The sequence below is a fragment of the Acinetobacter sp. BMW17 genome (genome assembly GCF_001592855.1).
GTDB lineage: Bacteria > Pseudomonadota > Gammaproteobacteria > Pseudomonadales > Moraxellaceae > Acinetobacter > Acinetobacter johnsonii.
In genome coordinates, this window is record NZ_LSOD01000023.1 from 1 (window position 1) to 21,825 (window position 21,825).

18 protein-coding genes are annotated in these 21,825 nt (G+C 42.5%); 10 read left to right on the forward strand and 8 right to left on the reverse strand.

Annotated elements, in window-relative coordinates:
• Window positions 1–291 precede the first annotated feature (291 nt).
• The 5 genes from AXW61_RS06480 (at window position 292) to AXW61_RS06500 (ending at window position 4,513) form a co-directional block, all read left to right on the forward strand.
• Window positions 292–1,194: a VacJ family lipoprotein gene (locus tag AXW61_RS06480; RefSeq protein WP_062033426.1), complete on the forward strand. Its 903-nt coding sequence runs from the start codon at window positions 292–294 to the stop codon at window positions 1,192–1,194.
• Window positions 1,195–1,292: 98 nt separating this feature from the next.
• Entirely contained in the window at window positions 1,293–2,261 is a 969-nt protein-coding gene (gigA, locus tag AXW61_RS06485) for an RsbU family protein phosphatase GigA (RefSeq protein WP_062033429.1), read from the forward strand.
• Window positions 2,262–2,373: 112 nt separating this feature from the next.
• Complete coding sequence (gene gigB, locus AXW61_RS06490) at window positions 2,374–2,895, forward strand: anti-anti-sigma factor GigB (RefSeq protein ID WP_004692241.1); 522 nt, start codon at window positions 2,374–2,376, stop codon at window positions 2,893–2,895.
• A 23-nt stretch (window positions 2,896–2,918) separates the two neighbouring features.
• Window positions 2,919–3,743 carry a carbon-nitrogen hydrolase family protein gene (locus tag AXW61_RS06495; protein ID WP_062033432.1) on the forward strand — a complete coding sequence of 275 codons (825 nt, stop codon included), beginning with the start codon at window positions 2,919–2,921 and terminating at the stop codon, window positions 3,741–3,743.
• 344 nt (window positions 3,744–4,087) lie between these two features.
• Window positions 4,088–4,513, forward strand: coding sequence for an organic hydroperoxide resistance protein (locus AXW61_RS06500; protein WP_005400731.1), 426 nt, complete (start codon window positions 4,088–4,090; stop codon window positions 4,511–4,513).
• A 43-nt stretch (window positions 4,514–4,556) separates the two neighbouring features.
• On the opposite strand, the gene AXW61_RS06505 is transcribed toward AXW61_RS06500, so the two are convergent.
• Together AXW61_RS06505 and gspE are read right to left on the reverse strand one after the other, a co-directional pair.
• Complete coding sequence (locus tag AXW61_RS06505) at window positions 4,557–5,135, reverse strand: hypothetical protein (protein WP_062033435.1); 579 nt, start codon at window positions 5,133–5,135, stop codon at window positions 4,557–4,559.
• A gap of 116 nt (window positions 5,136–5,251) precedes the next feature.
• Window positions 5,252–6,739 (reverse strand): type II secretion system ATPase GspE, encoded by a 1,488-nt coding sequence (gene gspE, locus AXW61_RS06510; protein WP_062033437.1) that lies wholly within the window; start codon window positions 6,737–6,739, stop codon window positions 5,252–5,254.
• Window positions 6,740–6,844: 105 nt separating this feature from the next.
• Here gspE and AXW61_RS06515 point away from each other — a divergent pair, with 105 nt between their 5' ends.
• The gene (locus tag AXW61_RS06515) at window positions 6,845–7,666 is read left to right on the forward strand and encodes a hypothetical protein (protein WP_240487440.1); all 822 of its coding nucleotides are present in this window, start codon (window positions 6,845–6,847) and stop codon (window positions 7,664–7,666) included.
• Window positions 7,667–7,675: 9 nt separating this feature from the next.
• Window positions 7,676–8,599 carry a mechanosensitive ion channel family protein gene (locus AXW61_RS06520; protein WP_004692251.1) on the forward strand — a complete coding sequence of 308 codons (924 nt, stop codon included), beginning with the start codon at window positions 7,676–7,678 and terminating at the stop codon, window positions 8,597–8,599.
• Window positions 8,600–8,648: 49 nt separating this feature from the next.
• On the opposite strand, the gene AXW61_RS06525 is transcribed toward AXW61_RS06520, so the two are convergent.
• On the reverse strand, window positions 8,649–11,345 hold the full coding sequence (locus AXW61_RS06525) for a DUF2339 domain-containing protein (protein WP_062033442.1): 2,697 nt from the start codon (window positions 11,343–11,345) through the stop codon (window positions 8,649–8,651).
• Window positions 11,346–11,507: 162 nt separating this feature from the next.
• On the opposite strand from AXW61_RS06525, the gene polA reads away from it, so the two are divergent.
• On the forward strand, window positions 11,508–14,273 hold the full coding sequence (polA, locus tag AXW61_RS06530; RefSeq protein ID WP_062033445.1) for a DNA polymerase I: 2,766 nt from the start codon (window positions 11,508–11,510) through the stop codon (window positions 14,271–14,273).
• A gap of 142 nt (window positions 14,274–14,415) precedes the next feature.
• Here the strand turns inward: polA and AXW61_RS06535 are convergent, their stop codons facing one another.
• The 5 genes from AXW61_RS06535 to ppx are packed head-to-tail and all read right to left on the reverse strand — an operon-like array spanning window position 14,416 to window position 19,531.
• Window positions 14,416–14,985, reverse strand: coding sequence for a YggT family protein (locus tag AXW61_RS06535; RefSeq protein WP_004979206.1), 570 nt, complete (start codon window positions 14,983–14,985; stop codon window positions 14,416–14,418).
• A 25-nt stretch (window positions 14,986–15,010) separates the two neighbouring features.
• Window positions 15,011–15,847, reverse strand: coding sequence for a pyrroline-5-carboxylate reductase (gene proC / locus AXW61_RS06540; RefSeq protein ID WP_171254053.1), 837 nt, complete (start codon window positions 15,845–15,847; stop codon window positions 15,011–15,013).
• Window positions 15,848–15,869: 22 nt separating this feature from the next.
• Window positions 15,870–17,216, reverse strand: a complete 1,347-nt coding sequence (gene tilS, locus AXW61_RS06545; RefSeq protein WP_081408271.1) for a tRNA lysidine(34) synthetase TilS — start codon at window positions 17,214–17,216, stop codon at window positions 15,870–15,872.
• Entirely contained in the window at window positions 17,153–17,977 is an 825-nt protein-coding gene (locus AXW61_RS06550) for an acetyl-CoA carboxylase carboxyltransferase subunit alpha (RefSeq protein WP_005400738.1), read from the reverse strand. The genes tilS and AXW61_RS06550 overlap by 64 nt, the downstream gene beginning before the upstream one ends.
• Window positions 17,978–18,007: 30 nt before the next feature.
• The gene (gene ppx, locus AXW61_RS06555) at window positions 18,008–19,531 is read right to left on the reverse strand and encodes an exopolyphosphatase (protein WP_004692262.1); all 1,524 of its coding nucleotides are present in this window, start codon (window positions 19,529–19,531) and stop codon (window positions 18,008–18,010) included.
• Window positions 19,532–19,794: 263 nt separating this feature from the next.
• Here ppx and trxA point away from each other — a divergent pair, with 263 nt between their 5' ends.
• Window positions 19,795–20,121 (forward strand): thioredoxin, encoded by a 327-nt coding sequence (gene trxA, locus AXW61_RS06560; protein WP_004692264.1) that lies wholly within the window; start codon window positions 19,795–19,797, stop codon window positions 20,119–20,121.
• A gap of 330 nt (window positions 20,122–20,451) precedes the next feature.
• Complete coding sequence (gene rho / locus AXW61_RS06565; protein WP_004692266.1) at window positions 20,452–21,720, forward strand: transcription termination factor Rho; 1,269 nt, start codon at window positions 20,452–20,454, stop codon at window positions 21,718–21,720.
• The last annotated feature ends 105 nt before the right edge of the window (window positions 21,721–21,825 follow it).

Genomic DNA, 21,825 nt, shown 5'->3' on the forward strand with positions numbered 1-21,825 from the left:
CAAGACTTCCAGATTTTGACTCTTGAGCTAAATCCTTGTTTCTCAACAAGTTTTAATCAACATCACCGCCGATGGATGTGCATTCTACAGTATTTCACACCCAACACAACCCCCTTTCTTCAATTATTTATAAAAAAACTCCCGCTTGTTTATTTATTCAGCAAAATGTCGCTTTTTTACTAACATTTCTTAAAATTTGATTTAACAATGAGCAATAAAGAGCTGTTAAGATAGTTAAAAGATTATTTTTTTAATTCACCTGCTGATTATAAAGTTCCGGAACTCTTTTATATGCAACACATTCGCCACTTATGTGCTGGTCTACTCTTTGTAGGCTTTACAACATTTGCATTTGCTGAAGATGTAGCGCCTACAGCTGCCAGCGAAATAGATACCAGTGCTGATCCGCAAACAGCTCAATCTTCTTCGCTTAAAGAATTAAAGAATATTAAAGCAAAAGATTTAAAAGTAGATGCCAATGCAGCACAACCTGATAATGTAAAAGATCCGCTTCAACCTTTAAATAGACAAATTTTTGCCGTCAATGATGCTTTAGACCGTGCGATCGTTCGCCCAATTGCTGTGGAATATAAAGAAAAGATCCCTTCTCCGATTCGTGACTCTTATAGTGGCTTTCGTAAAAACCTGGGTGAACCTTGGAATGCGGTGAACCAACTTATACAAGGTCGTCCCGGCCGTGCCGCAAAAACTTTAGGTCGATTTACCATTAATACGGTAACTACTTTAGGTTTTGCAGATCCTGCTTCGCGCTTGGGTTTAGAAACTGAAGATGAAAACTTTGGTACGACTCTTGGCTATTGGGGGGTTCCATCTGGCCCATACCTAGTACTTCCTGTTTTTGGGCCAAGTACTTTCCGTGATGGCTTTGGCTTGGTTGTTGACGGCTATGCGCGCCCACAAAGATACATATTAGAAGATGAAGAAGGCCTGTATTGGGCGGAACAGACTTTACGTGGTATTGATGTGCGATCACAACTGATTGATATTGAGGGTGCGATTCAAGGCGACAAATATTCCTCAATTCGTGATATTTATTTACAACGTAAAAACTTCATTATTGCTGAGAAAAAAGGCCAAGAAGCTGAAGGAATGTTCATTGATGAGGTCGGTGATGATGATTCCTCTAACTCTCCATCAACCAATGAATCGCATCAAATGTTAGATACGGAATAACAATGTATTGCAGCTAGAGTTGAATTTTTTTTCTCTAGCTGTAATTTGCTTGTTATAGTAAAGCAATAGCTTAATGCTAAGGATAAGCCATTTTTTTTATGTATTTCATTCAACCTTCTCGCCATATTCCATATTTAGAACAGGTGCTAGACACACTACCAAGTGTGCAAATGATTCGCATAGAAGACATTGATCTTTATGACCCGACTATTATTGCTATTGCCGATATCCAAGATTATTTAGATTATAAATGGACACTGCCCACCATTGTCCTTGCCTTTGAAAATGAAGGTAGTGCTTTAGCCCAAGCTTGGGAACTCGGTGCTTTAGCAGGTTGGATGTGGAATAAACTGCCCAGTAACCCACAGCAATCCTTACTCAAAATTGATGCTCAATATAAGCGTAATCAAGACAGTCGAGATTTACCTTCTGCAGCAGAGTTACAAAAGCGACTTTTACCAAACGCTATAGAACTCCAAAACTACACCGTTGAAACGTTTTTTCAGCCTTCTGCTTATTTGTCTGGAGACTGGTTTGATTATTGGAAAATTAGCGATAAAGAAGTGATGTTCTATTTAGCTGATGTATCTGGTCATGGGGTCACCAGTAGCTTATTAACCTCTTGGATGGCGGCTTTTCATGGTCGTGCCAAAACACCGCGTGGGTTAATTAAGAAACTCAATGGCATGTTGGTTCAAGAGAATATTGAAAAGCACATCACCATGATTGCAGGGATTTTAAACCTCGAAACACATCAACTTCGTTGGTCGAGTGCAGGACATTACCCCCCCGCAATTATCTTTGAGCCAAATCAAGCTCCTAAAATCTTACATACCAGTAGTTTTCCTTTAGGCCTTACTGAAGAACTGGAAGTTGAAGAGCATGAATGTGTACTCAACCGTCATGCCCGCTTCATTATTTGTTCCGATGGCGCACTCGAACCCTTCAATGGCGGACTGAATGATCAGTTCACACAATTGGTCTATCATTTGCAAAATCAATCCTTTGAAGCACCAGAGCATGTTGCAGACGATATTGCTATTTTAAGTTTACGTCGAATGAATTAATCAAATTATCAATAACTTATTACAATATCCTATTTTCTAAGACTGTTAGATACTTGAGTAAGTATTTGCCCTATGGGATAATTTCCTATCCTTCTCTGCAAATGGCATTTATATGTCAACAGGTCATGTTGAATATGCAAGCTTGAATGGAACGCATATTTTTAAGCTTATTGGCGAAGTGCGTGCCCAATCTTGTATCAGTCTAGACAAACTTTTAAACCGTATTGAACAACAGTCAAATGTTGTTGGTGCAATCGTAGATTTAACCCAAACTACATTCATCGACAGCACTGTGTTAGGCATTTTGGCAAAGTTAGGCTTAAAGCTTAAACAGATCCATAATATCCAAGCTGTCATGTTGTCCACCAACTCTGATATCACTACCTTAGCCAACAGTATGGGGCTAGGGCAGGTTTTTGTGATTTTAAACTACTGTGGCGATCCAAACGTTTGTACCCTCGAACTGATGGAAGAACACATTACACATCGTAATATGTTAAACACCGTACTAGATGCGCATAAGACTTTGATGGAACTGAATCAAAGTAATCAAAATATGTTTGAACCGCTGGTCAAACAGTTGCAAAAAGAACAAGACAGCCTCGATCAAGTGTCACAGCAACAAAACGCATAACAACAAATTTTATAGGCCCATTTATGACTTTACTTTCTGTTGTACAGATGAACTCTCAAAATGACATCGAAGCAAACTTCCTTGTCATTGAGTCTCTCATTCAACAAAGTAAAGCAAATGGTGCTGAACTTATTGTATTCCCCGAAAACTTCGTTTGTTTTGCCGCAGGCAAACAACGTGAGACCGCTGCACAGTTTGAAGACATTCAAAAGCGTTTAGAAAATCTTGCTCATCAATATCAGATCTGGATCGTCGCAGGTACTCTCCCATGCCCGTTCCGTCCAGATGGTTCTGTTATTGAAGATGGTCGTGTTCGTACAGTCAGTCTTTGCATTAGCCCTGAACGTACTGAAGCACGTTATGACAAAATTCATTTGTTTGACGTACAAGTTGGCGATGCTGTGGGTGACTACCAAGAATCTAAGTTTTTTGAACCTGGTACAGATGTCGTTGTGTCAAAAACACCTTTTGGTAATATTGGCTTAATGGTTTGCTATGACTTACGCTTTCCTGAACTGGCTTTAACTTTACGCGCGCGTGGTGCAAATATTTTAACTGCTCCTGCTGCATTTACCTACACTACGGGGCAAATGCACTGGCAGTTATTATTACAAGCCCGTGCGATGGATAGCCAAAGCATCGTGTTAGGCGCAGCGCAACAAGGCTGGCATGGTGAAAAAAGACAGACTTGGGGACATGCAGCAGCAACCAATAGCCGTGGTCAAGTTTTGGATTTAATTCTTAACCCGGGTGCACAGTTGATTACTGTACCTTTTGACTTGGCAGAACAAGCTCAAATCCGTGAAAGCATGCCGTTAATGCAACACCGAAAATTAGTGCAGTTTTAATCACGCTGCGATCGTTTAAGACAAGGTTATTCTTCGCACAAAAACTTCATATTGATTCACTGCTGCTCTTTCATTGAGTAGCTCTAGCACTCATAAAATGCATGACTCTATTTACCTTTAAAAATTAATAATATCCCGAATCGCTCTCAGTTTTCATTCACATCGACAAGCCCCGATCGCGAATGTTAAAAAACAATAATAGACATCCATATCATTGATATTTAATAGACTAAACCTTCAACCTAATCGTAAGCACACTCTGTATAAATTTACAAAAACACTGCTTATTCTTTCTGCAATTTAGGACAGGATAAGGACTCAAATACAATATTCAGGGAATCACAATGTCTTTAGAAAAAGTAGTTTATACAGCACATGCTAAAGCGACAGGTGGCCGTGATGGTCGCGCAACCTCTTCTGATGGAATTTTAGATGTAAAACTCACCGTTCCTAAAGAAATGGGCGGCGCAGGTGGTGGAACGAACCCTGAACAGCTTTTTGCCGCAGGTTATTCTGCATGTTTTCTAGGTGCAATGAAGTTTGTTGCTAACCGTGACCAGTTAAAAATTACACCTGATGTTTATATCGAAGGTGATGTTGGGATTGGCCCTATTCCAACAGGTTTTGGTATTCAAGTGACCTTGAACATTCACTTAGAAGGTTTAGAGCAAGCAGAAGCCCAAAAATTAGTGGATGCAGCACATATCGTTTGCCCTTATTCAAATGCAACGCGTGGTAATATTGATGTGACATTGAATGTAATTGTTTAAGTCATCTCTTCTATCCCAAAGTCATAGCTTTGGGATAGAGATTTTATAACTTACAAGGGTTTAGAAATATCTTTTTAAATTTCTTTTGATCATCGATTTCATCTGCCAGCAAAATCAAATTTCCTTTTTGATCAAAATAAGAAGTGCCTTGGAACACAGTATATTGGGCAATATCAAAAATAGGGACGTTTTGAAAAATAGGGTGCTGAGTACTGATCAAAATATGTCTTTTTTTCGAATTTAATTGGCGAGCTGTGATTCTATTGTGCTCAGAATCAGTTTCAATTAAACAATTATTTTTCGTATCAATAGCGATAAATTCTTGAGTCACATCATCTTTTTGTTTATTTCTCGATAGAAAACTATGAGCCTGACATGGACTACCACATGACATTTGAACATGATAATAATTTTGATTTAAACGCTCAATGTTTGGTGATTTCATACCGCCATAAACTTTTTCTTTCTTGCCATTGGTGTTTCTAATGACATCACAAGACCACTCCATTTCATCATTGCATTGTTTATAAACATTAAAAGTTTCATCTTTTGCAAAACTGAGTGGAGTAAAAAATACCATACCACTCAACACACCAAACAAGGCTAAGGATTTATTCATCATTATAAAGTTCTTTATTTTCATTCTAAAAGTAAAACGAAATCTGTTATGAAACACATCAGGTAATTTCAGGATAATACAACTACACACATAATCCGTATCCACTACTCGATATTCTATTATTCAGCAGCGTCATTGGTCACACGCAATACTTCTTCCAGTGTAGTTTTCCCCGCCAATACTTTACGCAAACCATCATCACGAATAGAACCTGAGTGTTGTCTTGCATAACTTTCTAGCTCAAACTCAGCTGCATTGCCATGAACTAAACGGCGCATCTGATCGTCCACAGCAACAATTTCATAAATTGCCGTCCGCCCCGTAAAACCCGTATGTGAACAACGTTCACAGCCATTCGGTTGAGGTAACTGAAGTTCTACTTTTGGGTTCAAATGCTGAAACAGTTGTGTTTCAAAAGTATCGGCATCATGCCATGTCACACAGTGACTACATAAGGTTCGCACTAAACGCTGTGCAATGACACCAATCAAAGAACTCGATAGCAAAAACGGTTCAATGCCCATATCTTTTAAGCGGGTCACCGCACCAATGGCCGTATTGGTATGCAGTGTAGATAAAACCAAATGCCCTGTGAGCGATGCTTGTACCGCAATTTCAGCCGTTTCCAAGTCACGTATTTCACCCACCATGACTACATCAGGGTCTTGTCGTAGCATGGCCTTTAAGGCTCTCGCAAAAGTCATATCGACTTTGGTGTTGACTTGTGTCTGTCCAATCCCTTCCAGTTGATATTCAATCGGGTCTTCTGCGGTCAAAATATTTTTCGAACCATCATTGAGGTCTGAAAGCGCCGCATAAAGCGTTGTGGTTTTACCCGAACCTGTCGGACCTGTGATCAAAATAATCCCGTGTGGGCGATGCACCAATTGGGTTAAACGCTCATAGTCAGGTTTCAACAAGCCCAAATGTGTCATGTTCAAACGACCGGCTTGTTTATCTAATAAACGCATCACCACACGTTCGCCATGTGATGATGGCAAAGTCGATACACGCACATCCACTTCACGACCGGCTAAACGCAGTGAAATACGCCCATCTTGCGGAATCCGTTTTTCCGCAATATCCAGTTTTGCCATGACTTTAATACGAGACACCAACAGCGGTGCTAGTTCACGGCGTGGCTGCACAATTTCACGTAATTGCCCATCGACACGTAAACGCACCGATAGTTTCTTTTCAAAGGCTTCAATATGAATATCGGATGCGCCAACACGAATGGCTTCAGACAATAATGCATTAATCAAACGAACAATTGGGGCATCATCTTCTTGATCCATCAGATCTTCAGCTTCAGGCACTTGGTCAGCTAAACTAAGTAAATCGGGATGATCGTCTAAACCAGCGGCCACTTGTTGTGATTCGCCACTGTCCCCTGCATAGCTACTGCTTAAAAGCTGATGAAATTCTTCATCACTACACAGTTGATGTTGTGCTGCCACACCTAAAAAACGACGTGCCTCTTGCAAAGCCAACAACGGGGTACTTTCACGGCGCACAATAAAGGCTTGATCACCTTCATAACGCAACAGCACACCATGACGCTTCGCAAAACTATAGGGAATTTGTAATTGTTTAAGCACTTGCATCTTAAAATTATAATAATGATGAAAAATATTATTTTGAGTGTACTCTAAGCATATGACAGCGTGAAGTCTGTTTTTCACTGATTTGCAATATAAGGAAATGTGCTGTTGCCTAATATGAATGAACTGTTTGAATCGGATAGCCCCAATTTAAAATGGTGGGGGGAATACAACTTTGAGTTGAATCAAGCCCGTGCGTGGCAGTTCGGCTCATTACTTTTTCGCCTCACACGCGGTCTACAAGAGTGGCGTTTAGAGTTTCATCGCCCTCAAGTTCAGTACGACTATGAGCAAAAATGGCATGCGATAGAAGACCCTCATTTCGCCTTTCCACAACCCGTTGAAATTAAACGCTACATGTTTAAAAACACTCACCATACGATTCAACTGATGCCACGTTTGGCCGATCGTTCAGTGGTAATTAAACCTGTCGACCCGATTTATATTCCAGCTGGTCAGCGCGGGACGCTGTATATCAGCACTCCGTTATGGATTTCGGGTTTTATTGAAGGTCAGCGCGATCCCCTATTTGATATTCCTGTGATTTTACCCAAAGAAACTTGGTTTGGGCCAAACCAGCGTACAGGTGAAATTGCCTACGCTACAGCTGTCGATGGTCGAACTGAATTGCATCAACTCAAACCACGTGCATTTCGTGCAGTGACGCCCATTGAGTTCCACAACACCAGCCATTTACAACTGCGTTTTGACCGCATGAACGTGCCTGTTTCAGCCCTGCCTTTATTTTATAGTGAAAGTACGGATCGACTTTGGACATCGCAAATTAAAGTCTTACATGAAGGCGCCGATCGACCACCGCGAATCCGTATCGAGAACCGTACGCCGCCGCATGCAGGCAAAGTGATTTATGTGCATCCGCCACGCTCTTCGGCGAGCGCGTTATTTAATATGTTTGATTCATTCTTCTAAGGGGGACAGATGCCAAACTCAAATATTCCCCAAGAAATTACCAGTAGCCTAAAAGGCATTTTTACCAACATCAATACAGAACGACTAACGGAAATCTTAATTGCCTTAGTGCTGTGTTTTGTTGGGTTTCTCTTGGCACGTCTGGTTTCAAATACCTTTATCCGAACCATTGGCACCAAGTTTAACGCCCACCAACGGCTGGTCTGGCGTCGTGGTATTTTTTACTTTATTTTCCTAATTTTTGTGATGGCCAGCCTCAAAGAAGCTGGTTTTAAACTCAGTGTGTTTTTAGGCGCAGCAGGTATTTTGACGGTTGCTTTGGGTTTTGCCTCACAAACATCTGCATCCAACTTAATCAGTGGATTATTCCTGATTGGTGAAGGTTCTTTTGAAATTGGTGACACCATTTCAATCACCCTTATTCGCGGCAATACCATTGAAGGTGAAGTCATTTCAATTGACCTACTCTCGGTTAAGTTACTCACTCAGGACAACATTTATGTACGACTACCGAATGAACAACTGATTCGAGCCCCAGTTCATAACCTCTCTAAGTTTCCAATACGGCGTATTCCCATCACCCTAGCAATTAACTTTCATGAGAACATCATTAAAGTACGCGAGGTGCTGATTGATGTGGCTAATAAATATCCTTTGGTGCTGGCCGACCCTAAACCTGCCGTCACCGTCACCGCCTTTCGCGAGTCTTCGATTGAGTTATTGTTTGCCGTGTGGTGTCAGCAAGAACACTTTTTACAAGTGCGCGATGAAATGCAGGAACGTATTCGCAATGGTTTCTTAGATAACCAAATCGAAATTCCTGTGCCGAAAATGGGTTTTGTCGATCATCCGCTTTCACGTCCATTATCCAATGAAGAAATTGATCAATATGCCAATGCGCAAGCCTTAAAACGAGAACCGAACATCAAATAAATCTCTTCAGCTCCTTATGATCCATGCAGACATAAGGAGCTGAACTTGTTTAATTGGTCTTTTCCTCAAGTTCCGGCATCGGCGCAATATACGCAATCACTAACATCACTAAACCCGCACCTAAAAATGAAATCACGCGGGTGAGTGTCCCAATGTGAGATAAGTCAAACAAGACCAATTTCAGCGTCACCAGAACTAAAATACAGCCACCGAAAATCCACAATGAACGCAAGTTGCGTTTGGTTGCCGTCAGCATGCAAATGAAAGCCAAACTGACCCAAAGCAAAGTAAAGCTCAGTTGCACCAAGGCATTTTCCCACATTTCCCAGTCATTATAGGGTGTGAGGAAATAGACATGAAGCGCACGTAGCACCACATAACTACTGAGCCAAAGTAGACTCGACATCATCAAAATGGCACCCAGACTTTTTTCCAAACCCGATTTCATTTGTAAATTCAGCATCCAAATGAAACCGATCAGCATTGCAATACTGACCAAGTCAAATGGGTTGAAAATGGGTAACCAGTATCCTGCAAAAGCTTGTTGGCTAAAGATCTGAGAACACACGATCCAAAACAACATGAGCACTAAGGTGTTGCGTGCCCGCCAAAACTGTCTCCATCGCGTTTGAGTCGGTTGTGTATAGCACCATGCAGCAAAGGCCAGCGGTAAAATGACCATGCTCAAATACGGCATACTTGGAATGAGAGTTAAGCTGGTGAACGCCAAACTGAGTAAAGCACCCAAACTCACCCACTCCTGCTCATCCGCTACCCCCTGTAACGGGCGCAACCACAGCAACGTGAGTAATCCACTTGTTAAAGCAAACAAGAGGCGATCTAAACCAGTCGACCACATAATGATGCCATCATGGCTCAGGTCAACCAAGAAAATGAAGGCAACGGCATACAGCGGAATCAGGCCAATCCATTTGGGTAATAACCATGACCAACTGGCTTTACGGTAGAGCAACCATTCATTTAGTACTGTATATAAAAGCACGATGATCAGCAGTGCCATCATTACCTGACTTTTACTGTCGATTTCATCCAAAAGTAAAATAAACAACATGCTGGTTGCTGAAAGTAGTTGTAAGCAAAAAAAGGCAATGGTGGCAAAAGACAACTGTTGTCTAAAGCGCTCTACACTGTTGGCAACGGCAACCACAGCAAAATAACTCAGACACAGCGCCCAATAGACTTCCGTTGGAAAACGATTGAGCTCCACCACATAATACAGACTTGATAGTCCTGCCACGGCCAATAAGCCCATCGCCAAATAACGACTCAGGGCAGAGTTTCGATATAAGGCATACATAAAGATCAATGCACCCTCAACACTCCAACCCACTACGCCCCACTGATCAGGCAGTAAAATAGGGGGAATCAGTGCCAAGAAGACCAAAGTCAAACTGAGATAACTTTGCGCAATCAGCTCAACGCTATGGGCTCTTTTTAGCAGTTGATAAAGCACGGCATAGAGCGCTGCAAAGCCCAGACTAAAGCCTGCCTGCCAAGTCGTTTCTTCAAAATACATCACATACAAAAAAGCAAAAGCAACAATGGGTGCAGCAAAAATCAAAGCCACATCCAAGATCGGTTTTAACTTAAACTGCGTTAAATCCTCACGCGCCAACAGTTGACTATAACGAAAACTCAACCAAATAAAGACCGCACTATGTGCCAAAACCAACACGGCCAGCATGTCTCGCTCAGACGCTTTGCCTTGATAAAAGGCATACGCTCCGCCTACGACCACCGTCATTAAAAAAGCAATTTGGTTGAGGACTTTCCACGGTCTGAACGTGCTTAAAACAGCAACCGCAATATTAATGACCAAATAATAGACCACTAGCTCTATCGCAGTGGCATTCCGTACTGGCAAAGTAAAGGGTGCCAAATAAGCAATGATCATCGCCATCAACGCCAGCTCAATCGACTGCTGTTTTAAACTGAGCCAAAGTGTAACCGCCATCACCACCACAAAGCACAGACTTGCAATCGCTAAACTTGCAATCACGCCGTTGTAGTAAGCAAAAAATAAGGTCAAAAATAAGCCTGACAGTCCAAGTGCTTCTAAAGCCAAAGCAAAACTGCGGTTCTTTTGTAGGAGCACACAACCAAAGACCACAACACCTACACTTACCGCAGCAACGAGGCTCAGCTTAACCGCGAGACTCAACTGCCAATGTTCGGTGGCAAAGCGTAATAACAAAATAAGCCCAATCAGCAGTATCACAATCGCAACTTTTAAGACAGGATTGCCCTGCCAAAGCCAGCGTTTCACTTGCTCACTGAGACTTAAATCATCTGTGTTGTTTAGAGTAGTGGGTAAAGAGGGAGAATTTTCAGATTCTGTGAATCGGTCAGATATCACCTGATATGGCTGTGCTTGCACGGATAACAATAGATATTCTAGGCGACGTAACCATCGAAAGAAAAAGAACAACCAACCACTGATCCCCAATCCAATGAGTCCGCCCCATTGCCCCACCATACCGATCAAAATGACGAAAGCAGCAAGGTAAAGCGGCACTTTTGACGTTGGCTGAAAAGCAATGCCCCGTTGTTCCGCCAAGGTCATACTAGGGTTTTCAATGCTATCGACATAGTGCATAACACTCATGATCAACGCGATTCCACACAATGCACTCAACAGCGGCACGGCCAAAAACCATGCTGCAATCGCAACAATCGTCAGCCCCATTAACCACATCATGCGAATTTCACGCTGTCCAGTTTGCATCCGTTCTCAATCTCTTTTTCTCATCTTCAAATAATACATCAGCTTGTAGTACATCTTTAAGCGCATAACCGTAACCATCTATGCCAATCGGTACATCAATACACTTTGTTCTGTGCCAAAATCACGTACAATAAACGGGTTATTTGGATAAGGAATCTTGCAATGCCACCATTTGTCTTGGTCGATGGCTCATACTTTTTATTTCGTGCTTTTCATGCTTTGCCACCGCTCACCACGTCAACTGGCTTACATACCAATGCAATTCGTGGGGCAATTTCTGCCATCCAAAAACTGATGCGTCGTACCCAGCCAACACATATGGCAGTCATTTTTGATACACCAGAACCAACTTTTCGTCATGTGCTATCGCCGATTTATAAAGGTGACCGCCCGAGTATGCCTGAGGAGTTATCAGAGCAAATTCCATATTTGCATGCCTTAATTCGTGCTTTGGGTATCCCCTTGTACATGCTCCCAGGTGCCGAAGCAGATGACATCATCGGGACATTGGCCAAACGTGCGGAAGCCGCGGGACAGCAAGTGCTGATTTCCACAGGCGATAAAGACATGGCACAGTTGGTGACAGATAAAGTCACCTTAGAAGACAGCTTTAAAGACAAGCCGATGGATGTAAATGGCGTGTTTGAAAAGTTTGGGGTGTGGCCAAACCAAATTATTGACTATCTGACTTTAATGGGCGATGCCTCTGACGGCATTATGGGTGTTCCGGGTGTTGGTGCAAAAACTGCGGCAAAACTGTTAACAGAATACGGCTCGATTGGTGGCATTTTAGAAAATGTCGATAAAATCAAAGGCAAAGTCGGTCAAAACATCAAAGAACATGCTGATGGAATTGCTCTAGATCACCAACTGGCAAGTATTGTCTGTGACTTAGAGACAGGACTGACCTTTGACGATCTGAAACTCCAAGATCCGAATACCGAAGCCTTACGTTCACTGTATACCGAGCTTGAATTCCGTCAGCAGTTGCAATCGCTCGATCATCCAAACAATCCCAATAGTGCAACCTACAAACAAGCGACGCAACACATTGCTAAATCAGCGCAGTCTGAAACCGTTATCAATACAGAAGATCAGGCTGTTCAAAGCAGCGTCGATGACCAACTGGGTCAAGCGAACTACCATACTGTGCTCAGTGCAGAACAGTGGACACAATTATTCAAGCGTTTAACTACAGAAAAACGTTTTGCCTTTGATACTGAAACCACCAGTTTAGACTATCGCGTTGCGCAAATTGTCGGGTTTTCGGTCGCATTTGATGCGCAAGATGCCTATTACGTTCCACTTGCGCATGATTATGAAAATGCACCTGCGCAGTTAGATCGTGAACAGATCTTGGCGCAAATCAAGCCTATTTTAGAAGATGAGTCGGTTCAGAAAATTGGGCATCATTTGAAATATGATGCGCATGTCTTAGAAAATCATGGCATTGAGCTAAAAGGCTGGTATTTCGATACCATGTTGGCATCTTATGTACTCAATGCTGTGGCGACTCGTCACGGGATGGATGACGTTTCGCGTCTCTACCTCAGCCACTTAACCACGACCTTTGAACAAGTAGCAGGTAAAGGTGCAAAACAGAAAACCTTTAACCAAATTGAGATCGAAACCGCCGCGCACTATGCTGCGGAAGATGCCCATGTGACCTATCGCCTGTTTGAAGTGCTCGATGCCAAACTACAAAAGCATCCCGAACTGGTCAATATCTTGCACAATGTCGAAATGCCAGTTGCCCGTGTCCTCACCATCATGGAAGAAAACGGCATTGAGCTCGACTTAGGCTTCCTTGACCAACTCGGTATTGAGTTTGCCAATACCATGGCCAATCTTGAAAGCCAAATTACCGAACTAGCAGGACAAAGTTTCAATGTCAGCTCGCCGAAGCAAGTCGGTGAAATTCTGTTTGATAAACTCGGACTTAAGGGCGGCAAAAAAACCGCAACGGGTCAGTACAGTACCTCTGAAAGTGTTTTAGAAAAGATTGACCACCCAATTACCGAGCTAATCTTGGACTATCGTGGGTTATCCAAACTAAAAAGCACCTATACCGATGGCTTATTAAAACAAGCCAACAGTGATACCCATCGTGTGCATACTAGTTACCACCAAGCACTGACTGCAACAGGCCGTCTATCTTCGACCGATCCCAACTTACAAAACATTCCTGTGCGTGAGGAAATTGGACGTCAAATTCGTAAAGCCTTTATTGCTCCACAAGGTCGCGTGCTCTTGGCAGCCGATTATTCACAAATTGAACTGCGTTTAATGGCACATTTCTCACAAGATGAAGCCTTGGTCGATGCTTTTAATCATGGGCAAGATGTACACCGTCGTACAGCGGCTGAAGTATTAGGTGTCGCACTTGAAGATGTTACTTCAGACCAACGTCGTCAGGCCAAAGCCGTCAACTTCGGTCTACTCTACGGCATGTCTGAGTTTGGCTTAACCCGTCAACTCGGTTTTAGCCGTGAAGAATCGCGTGGCTATATTGCGAAATACTTCCAGCGTTATCCGGGCGTGCTCGACTATATGGAACGTACCCGCCAAATTGCACGTGAACAAGGTTTTGTCGAAACCATTTTAGGCCGTCGCTTGTATACGCCCGATATTATGGCAAGCAATAAAATGATCAAACAAGCGGCTGAACGTGCCGCAATTAATGCACCGCTGCAAGGTTCTGCTGCGGACATTATTAAAATGGCGATGATTGCAGTTGATCAAATGCTGCCTAAAGATCAAGCCAAAATGCTACTACAAGTACACGATGAATTGGTTTTTGAAGTCGATGAAAGTATTGCAGATGAACTAGCTTCGAAACTGGCAGACGTGATGCAGTCTGTTTTGCAGATTTCTGTGCCATTGTTGGTTGAAGTCGGCAAAGGTCGAAACTGGGATGAAGCCCACTAAAAAATTTGCACCTTCCTCCTCCTAGGAGGAAGGCTGGTATGGAGGTCATTTGCCTCCTAGAAGAAATATCAACGTCTTCACCTAAAAATTTCAACCACAAAAAAAGGACTCGCAATCGAGTCCTTTTTTATTCGCTACAATCTTATAAACCAGTGAGCAGGACAATCGCCACTTCATTCATAATCATTTCAGCAATATACAACGCCAAGAACGCTACGATTGGAGAAAGATCAATCATCCCCATATTGGGCAATAAACGGCGAAACGGTGCCAATAATGGTTCAGCAAGCTCTTGAATCACTTCGATATAAGGCGAGCGTGATTGCGTAAACATCACGACCCAACTTAATATAATTGTTGCAAAAATTAGGTAACGACAGAAACGAATCAAGTCCTGAATCATGGTCACAAAAGTTAAAATGACCAAATGCACAGGACTATTTGGCATCGCTCCAGAGAGATACATGACACCAAAAATTTTCAGCAAATACAATAGAACCAAAAGCACTAAAGCCGCTAAGTTAACGCGGCCTTTCGCTACATTTGGAAAAATACGACCAAACATATCCACAATTTTTGTGGCTTTTACGGTCGACATCACTACTGGGTTATAAAAGTTAACCGCTGCCAACTGCATGAGAAAGCGGAAGAACACCAGTAAAATTGCAACGTTAATAATGATGCCAAAAATTAGCGCAGAGTTTGCACCCATACTTGAACTTTCCTAAATAAAACGATTATTTGCTACTTTCACTCAGCTCTTGAGCAAGTTCCTGACTGCGCTTTTGAGCAGCAGCCAATGCAGCTTGGATATTTTGTGAAATTTGTGCACGATCAAACACTTCAAGTGCCGCTTGGGTTGTACCATTCGGTGAAGTGACATTTTTACGCAATTCAGCTGGTGTATTTGAGCTCGTGATTGCCATTTGTGCCGCACCCAATGCAGTTTGCAACGTCAACGCCGTTGCTACTTTTTCATCTAGACCGAGGTTTTTACCTGCACGGATCATGCTTTCCATCATATAGAAAAAATACGCAGGACCTGAACCGGACACCGCAGTCACAGCATCAATTTGCGCTTCATCGCCTACCCATAAAGTCAAACCTGTCGCAGCAAGTACTTGGCTCGCCAAATCACGGTCTTCTTTATTTACAGCCTCAGTGGCATATAAACCATGCGCACCTGTTTGTACTAAAGCAGGCGTATTTGGCATCACACGAACAATACGATTACTGCCAGCTAATGCAGCAATCGTTGCAATTTCAGCACCCGCAACAATCGAAATAATCAACTTACCGTCAAATAAACCGTTTAATGGCTTTAAAACATTGGCTAAAACTTGAGGTTTAACCGCTAAGACCACAACATCGGCTTCACGAATAGCAGATGCGTTGTCCTCAGTCACCACCAAGTCTTTTTCAGCCAATAAATGACGAACTTGTTCAACAGGATCAGAAACCGTAATGCGAGTTGAAGGTGAACCACGTGAAATCAAGCCACCAATGAGGGCTTGAGCCATGTTACCACCGCCGATAAAACAAATATTACGATTCAACACTGCGCTCATGATTATTTCTCTATCCTGAATTTTTTAACTAAGCGATTAAATTTGGTTGCCATCCACCCGCTTCACAATAAGCCGACTCGACCAACCAAAATCCTTTAGGCGTAAAAACACCAAGCATAACATTATCTATGCTTAATATTTGTATTGTATGACGTTGCCACGGAAAAATTTGTGCGCTCTGAATGGCTTTTTTCAACGGCCATGCCCCAACACGCCCATACAAATGCAATTTTTCTCCACCTAAACGTGGTTTTATCTGTAAAGGCTGCTCTAATAATGCAGAAGACAGTCCATATTTTTGTGTTTCTATGCGAAATTTCCCTGAAGCCAATGCATAAGCTTGATCTAAACTAAACCGTTGCTCAATTGACTCAATCGTCTGAAATTGTTCCGCCAAATACTCGGCTTTACTGACACGAAAGAGCTGTTGTTGATAGCGTACATAATAAAATTGGTTCCAATGCAATGCGGCTTGGGCATCCACTTTGGATTCAATCACTTCATCAAACAAGCGTTGCACCATATCAAAAGCAGGGCGATATAAATCCTCACCTTTCATCCAAGCAGAGAGCAACTGTCGCTGTCTCGGTGCAGATAACTGACGAAATGGGGTTAAGTTTAAAACCGCAGCATTCCCGCAACTGGCCCAATCTTGTGCCAACACATCAGCCAAAATCATTTCGGCATCTTGCATCAAATAACTGGTGCGTGCCAAAGCTTGCTGCATTTTCGGAAAGCGTTTTTCTAAGATTGGCCACAATTCAGCTCGGCACCATGCACGATCATAACTGGTATCAAAATTGGTTTGGTCTTGAATATTTCTCAGCTGCATCTCAGCGGCCCACAGCTCAATTTGCTGTCTGGACAAAGCCAATAGAGGGCGCCAAATTGTAAATTGCTCTCGTATGTCGATGCTCTGCATGGCGGCAAGTCCATGAATCCCCGCACCAGAGAGTAATCGGAGTAAAACGGTTTCGGCTTGATCTTGTTGATGATGGGCGAGAACTAAAATTTCATTGGCAAGAAGATGCTTCTGAAAAGCTGCATAACGTGCACTGCGGGCTTGGCTTTCTACATTGCCTGTATCAACATCCACCGCTTGAATCACACATGGGACATCAAGTACATAGCATTGTTCTTGAACAAAGCTGCCCCACTGCGGACTAACATCCTGCAATTGATGATCAACATAGATGGCGCGAATGCGCTTGGGAAATAAATGAGACATCAAATGGAGTAGCAGCATGGAATCCATGCCACCACTACATCCGATTAAAAAATGAGGCTGTTCAGGTGTATCCTGAAACTCAGTTAAGACGCTAGCCCTAAATTGTCGCTGCCAAACTTCATTAAACGTTGGTAACGTGCTTCGCATCGTTCATTCGCATCCATTGGTTGCAACTCAGCCAATGCATCTTTTAAAACGGTTTTTAAAGCATGCATGACTTGTTCCGGGTTGAGATGAGCGCCTTCACCTTCATCGACCACATATTCAACAATACCAATTTTCTGTAGTTTTTCAGCAGTCAATGCCAAAGCTTCGCTGGCTTGCTCTGCTTTTTCAGCTGTTTTCCATAAAATAGACGCACAGCCTTCAGGTGAAATGACTGAATAAATACTATGGGATAACATCACCACACGGTCAGCCACACCAATACCCAGTGCGCCGCCTGAACCGCCTTCACCGAGTACAGTTGCAATTACAGGCACTTTCAAGCTTGAAAGTTGTGCCAAAGACGTTGCAATTGCTTCAGCCTGACCACGTTCTTCTGCACCCACACCTGGATATGCACCCATGGTGTCAATAAATGTAAAGACGGGTAGATTAAAACGTTCAGCCATATCGAGTAAACGTTGTGATTTACGGTAACCTTCTGGGTTACTCATACCAAAGTTATGTTGTAACTTTTCACGCGTACTGCGACCACGGTGTTGACCCACAATCATGACTGGCTGACCATCAAAGCGAGCTAATCCACCGATCATTGCACCATCATCACCAAATAAGCGATCACCATGCAAAGCATCAAATTCGGTAAAAATTTCACTCACATAATCTAAAAATTGCGGACGCTCAGGATGACGTGCAATTTGAACCGTCGTCCATGCTTTGGATTGCGCAGCTTTATTCTTCATAGCTCAACCATAAATCCCTAATTGACCAATTTATTCATCGACAAATTGTTCTGATTGGATATCCAGCTCAACATCCCAATGCTTAAATTGCGCTTGCTCATCATGCAAGTCTGCAACCAGCAAAGGCCATTGCGCGGCATTACCAGAAACACTCAGCTGCCATTGTTGCGCATTGCCTACTGTTAATTCAATGGCAGGAAGCATCTGATCGCTACGACTATGATTCAGTAAAACTGCGAGGCGAAGTAACAAACAAAGATAGACTAATTTGTTGCCACCGACCTTCATCACATCAACACGTGCGTCACTGCGCAGCTTACGACGGTGATGGGCCACCAAATGCGATAGATGGTTTTGATCAATTTGCGAGAAGCCCGCAATGTCTGAATGTTGCAATAAATATGCACCATGACGATGGTAGCCCGCATGGCTAATTGCTAAACCAATTTCATGCAGATAAGCTGCACGACGCAGTAAATCACTGTCTTCTGTGGTTAATTTCAGTGAATCCGCCACACCATCGAACAAATGCTGAGCCATGTTCACGACTCGTTCAGCTTGTTTTGGATCGGCGTTATAACGGCCCATTAACGCTTGTACAGAACGATCTCGAATATCTTCATGTTGAAAACGTCCCAGCAAGTCATACATCACCCCTTCGCGTAGGGCACCATCTGAATACACCAGTTTATCCAGTTCGAGTACATCAAAAATGGCATACAAAATAGCGATTCCGGCTGGCAAAACTGCTCGACGGTCTTCTTTTAGACCATCAAACTCCATCTCAGCGACATGTTTGTATTTGAGCAATTTTTCTTTAAGCTTATCTAAGCCATCACGGGTGAGTTCTTCTTTTTCATTACTCCAACCCATATTCACAGTAATTTGACGACACGCTTTGATGGTTCCGCTCGAACCAACCACTGTATCCCAACCCGCTTCTTTATAGGTATTCGCAATACCAGACAGTTCCTTACGTGCTGCCACCACGGCTTTATCAAAACTTTTTTGGTTAATTTCACCATCGACAAAGAAAGCTTTGGTAAATGCTACACAGCCCATTTGTAAAGATTCAGTATGAATGGGCTCAAATTCTTCACCAATAATCAGCTCTGTTGAACCACCACCGATATCAATCACAAGGCGGCGCCCACTGTTCACCATGGTATGCGATACACCCAAATAAATCAGTCGAGCCTCTTCACGACCGGCAATAATTTCGATGTGCTTCGGCAAAATTTCTGCCGCTTTTTGAATAAATTCATGTCCATTTTTGGCTTGGCGTAGCGCATTGGTCGCCACAATTCTTAAACGATTCGGCTGAACCGAACCTAAACGTCCGACAAATCGAGATAAGCAGGCCAAACCACGTTGCTGTGCGGCTTCTGTTAAGTTTTTATTTTCATCTAAACCCGCTGCTAACTGTACTTTTTCTGACATTGACGCAACTTTTTTCACTTCGCCATGGTCCACTCGCGCAATCGCTAAGTGGAAGCTATTCGACCCCATATCGATGGCAGCAAGTAACTCTTCATCAATCAAAAAATCAGACATGATTTAATATAAACCTATACAGAATTGTGCTTAGATTAATTCACCTCCATGCAATTTAAAAGCCATTTGTGGTCAGAAATTGACGAGCTTTTAAAATTTCGGCATATATGACAATTGTGTTACACGATCAGTAACATCGTGAGCTTCAATTAGACAAATTCAAACTAAAGGTTGAAAATTTAGTAATCCATCTACTCAGTGATAGCAGGCTATGACATACTATTAGCCATAAAACTATCCAAAAATTGAAACTGGAGCTATCCATGTCTGGCAATATCGTAAATACAACTGATACAAACTTCGACGCTGATGTACTTCAATCAGACGTTCCTGTGCTTGTTGACTTCTGGGCAGGCTGGTGCGCGCCATGTAAAGCAATTGCACCTGTATTAGAAGTATTGGCGAACGAATACGAAGGTAAAGTGAAGATTGTTAAAGTTGACGTGACTTCTTGCGAAGCAACGGCTGTAAACTATAACATCCGTAACATCCCTGCATTACTTATGTTCAAAAATGGTGAAGTTGTTGCTCAACAAGTGGGCGCTGCACCAAAATCGAAATTGACTGCTTTCATTGAAGAAAACATTTAAGCATCCGTTTAGATTGAAAATGAAATACGCTGTCTAAACAACAGCGTATTTTTTTCGGCTATAAATTGACAAGTCTGACTTTCTCTCTTATATTGCATGATCAAGAGATAAAGGATTATTCAATCCTGTCATTTTCTTAAAAGACACAACACATAAGATCGCCGCTCGGCAATACAAATTGTTTTGACACGTTTCTCTTCAAACAATGAATCAGTCCTCTGAATTGTTATAGTTCAAATACAATTGCGTTACTTCATTGCATGTCTGCGGCTAAATGTTGCTTCCTTTTCATCCTGTAATTTAGAATTTTTGATTCTTATCTGACCTCCTATGAATTTAACCGAACTCAAGAAAAAACCGATTGGCGAACTCATCAAAATTGCTGAATTTATGGGCCTCGAAGGAATGGCTCGTAACCGTAAGCAAGACATTATTTTTGCCATCTTAAAGCGCCATGCGATGAATGGCGAAGAGATCTTTGGTGATGGCGTTTTGGAAATTCTGTCAGATGGCTTCGGCTTCTTACGCTCTGCAGCAGGTTCTTACCTTGCAGGCCCAGATGACATTTATGTTAGCCCATCTCAAATTCGTCGTTTCAATCTACGTACTGGTGACACCATTACGGGAACCATTCGCCCACCCAAAGAAGGCGAACGTTATTTTGCACTGTTAAAAGTGAACCAAATTAACTACGACACGCCAGAAAACTCACGTAACAAAATCTTGTTTGAAAACTTAACACCACTTTTCCCAACCGAGCAATTGGTGATGGAACTTGGTAACGGGACGACAGAAGATTTAACTGCACGTGTAGTTGACTTGGTTGCACCTATCGGTAAAGGCCAACGTTCAATTATCGTAGCGCCGCCAAAAGCGGGTAAAACCATGTTGTTACAAAACATCGCTCAGTCGATCGTGCGTAACAACCCTGAGTGCTTCCTGATCGTTCTTCTCATTGACGAACGTCCTGAAGAAGTGACCGAAATGGAACGTACTGTTCGTGGTGAAGTCATTGCGTCAACGTTTGATGAATCTCCTGCTCGTCACGTTCAAGTGGCTGAAATGGTGATTGAAAAAGCAAAACGTTTGGTTGAGCACAAGAAAGACGTTGTGATTCTTCTTGACTCCATTACCCGTTTAGCACGTGCTTACAACACGGTTGTGCCTTCATCTGGTAAGGTTTTAACTGGTGGTGTGGATGCACATGCGCTAGAACGCCCTAAGCGTTTCTTCGGTGCAGCACGTAATATTGAAGAAGGTGGCTCACTAACCATCATTTCTACAGCCCTGATTGAAACTGGCAGTAAAATGGATGAAGTGATCTACGAAGAATTTAAAGGTACTGGTAACCAAGAAATTACACTGGATCGCCGTATTGCAGAAAAACGTGTCTTCCCTGCGATGAACATCAAAAAGTCTGGCACCCGTCGCGAAGAGCGCTTAATGTCTGAAGATAATCTACGTAAAGTCTGGATTTTACGTAAGTTACTTCATACTCAAGATGAACTTGCAGCAATGGAATTCTTACTTGATCGCATGAAAGAAACCAAAACCAACGATGATTTCTTTGATCAAATGAAGCGTAAAGCAACCAGCTAATCCGACCTGCTTCATCTCAAAAGGCTGTCTTAACGACAGCCTTTTTATTTGGTTGACTTAGCTTACACAAAGCAACATTTCATCCGATTCTCTGTAAACTTATTT

Bases quoted from the DNA above. Each gene is read 5' to 3' on its own strand.
- polA (WP_062033445.1), top strand. From the start codon at position 11,508: ATGCCACCATTTGTCTTGGTCGATGGCTCATACTTTTTATTTCGTGCT.
- AXW61_RS06480 (WP_062033426.1), top strand. From the start codon at position 292: ATGCAACACATTCGCCACTTATGTGCTGGTCTACTCTTTGTAGGCTTT.
- AXW61_RS06525 (WP_062033442.1), bottom strand. From the start codon at position 11,345: ATGCAAACTGGACAGCGTGAAATTCGCATGATGTGGTTAATGGGGCTG.
- AXW61_RS06495 (WP_062033432.1), top strand. From the start codon at position 2,919: ATGACTTTACTTTCTGTTGTACAGATGAACTCTCAAAATGACATCGAA.
- AXW61_RS06500 (WP_005400731.1), top strand. From the start codon at position 4,088: ATGTCTTTAGAAAAAGTAGTTTATACAGCACATGCTAAAGCGACAGGT.
- tilS (WP_081408271.1), bottom strand. From the start codon at position 17,216: ATGCGAAGCACGTTACCAACGTTTAATGAAGTTTGGCAGCGACAATTT.
- AXW61_RS06520 (WP_004692251.1), top strand. From the start codon at position 7,676: ATGCCAAACTCAAATATTCCCCAAGAAATTACCAGTAGCCTAAAAGGC.
- AXW61_RS06550 (WP_005400738.1), bottom strand. From the start codon at position 17,977: ATGAAGAATAAAGCTGCGCAATCCAAAGCATGGACGACGGTTCAAATT.
- gigB (WP_004692241.1), top strand. From the start codon at position 2,374: ATGTCAACAGGTCATGTTGAATATGCAAGCTTGAATGGAACGCATATT.
- gspE (WP_062033437.1), bottom strand. From the start codon at position 6,739: ATGCAAGTGCTTAAACAATTACAAATTCCCTATAGTTTTGCGAAGCGT.
- AXW61_RS06505 (WP_062033435.1), bottom strand. From the start codon at position 5,135: ATGATGAATAAATCCTTAGCCTTGTTTGGTGTGTTGAGTGGTATGGTA.
- ppx (WP_004692262.1), bottom strand. From the start codon at position 19,531: ATGTCTGATTTTTTGATTGATGAAGAGTTACTTGCTGCCATCGATATG.
- rho (WP_004692266.1), top strand. From the start codon at position 20,452: ATGAATTTAACCGAACTCAAGAAAAAACCGATTGGCGAACTCATCAAA.
- gigA (WP_062033429.1), top strand. From the start codon at position 1,293: ATGTATTTCATTCAACCTTCTCGCCATATTCCATATTTAGAACAGGTG.
- AXW61_RS06535 (WP_004979206.1), bottom strand. From the start codon at position 14,985: ATGGGTGCAAACTCTGCGCTAATTTTTGGCATCATTATTAACGTTGCA.
- trxA (WP_004692264.1), top strand. From the start codon at position 19,795: ATGTCTGGCAATATCGTAAATACAACTGATACAAACTTCGACGCTGAT.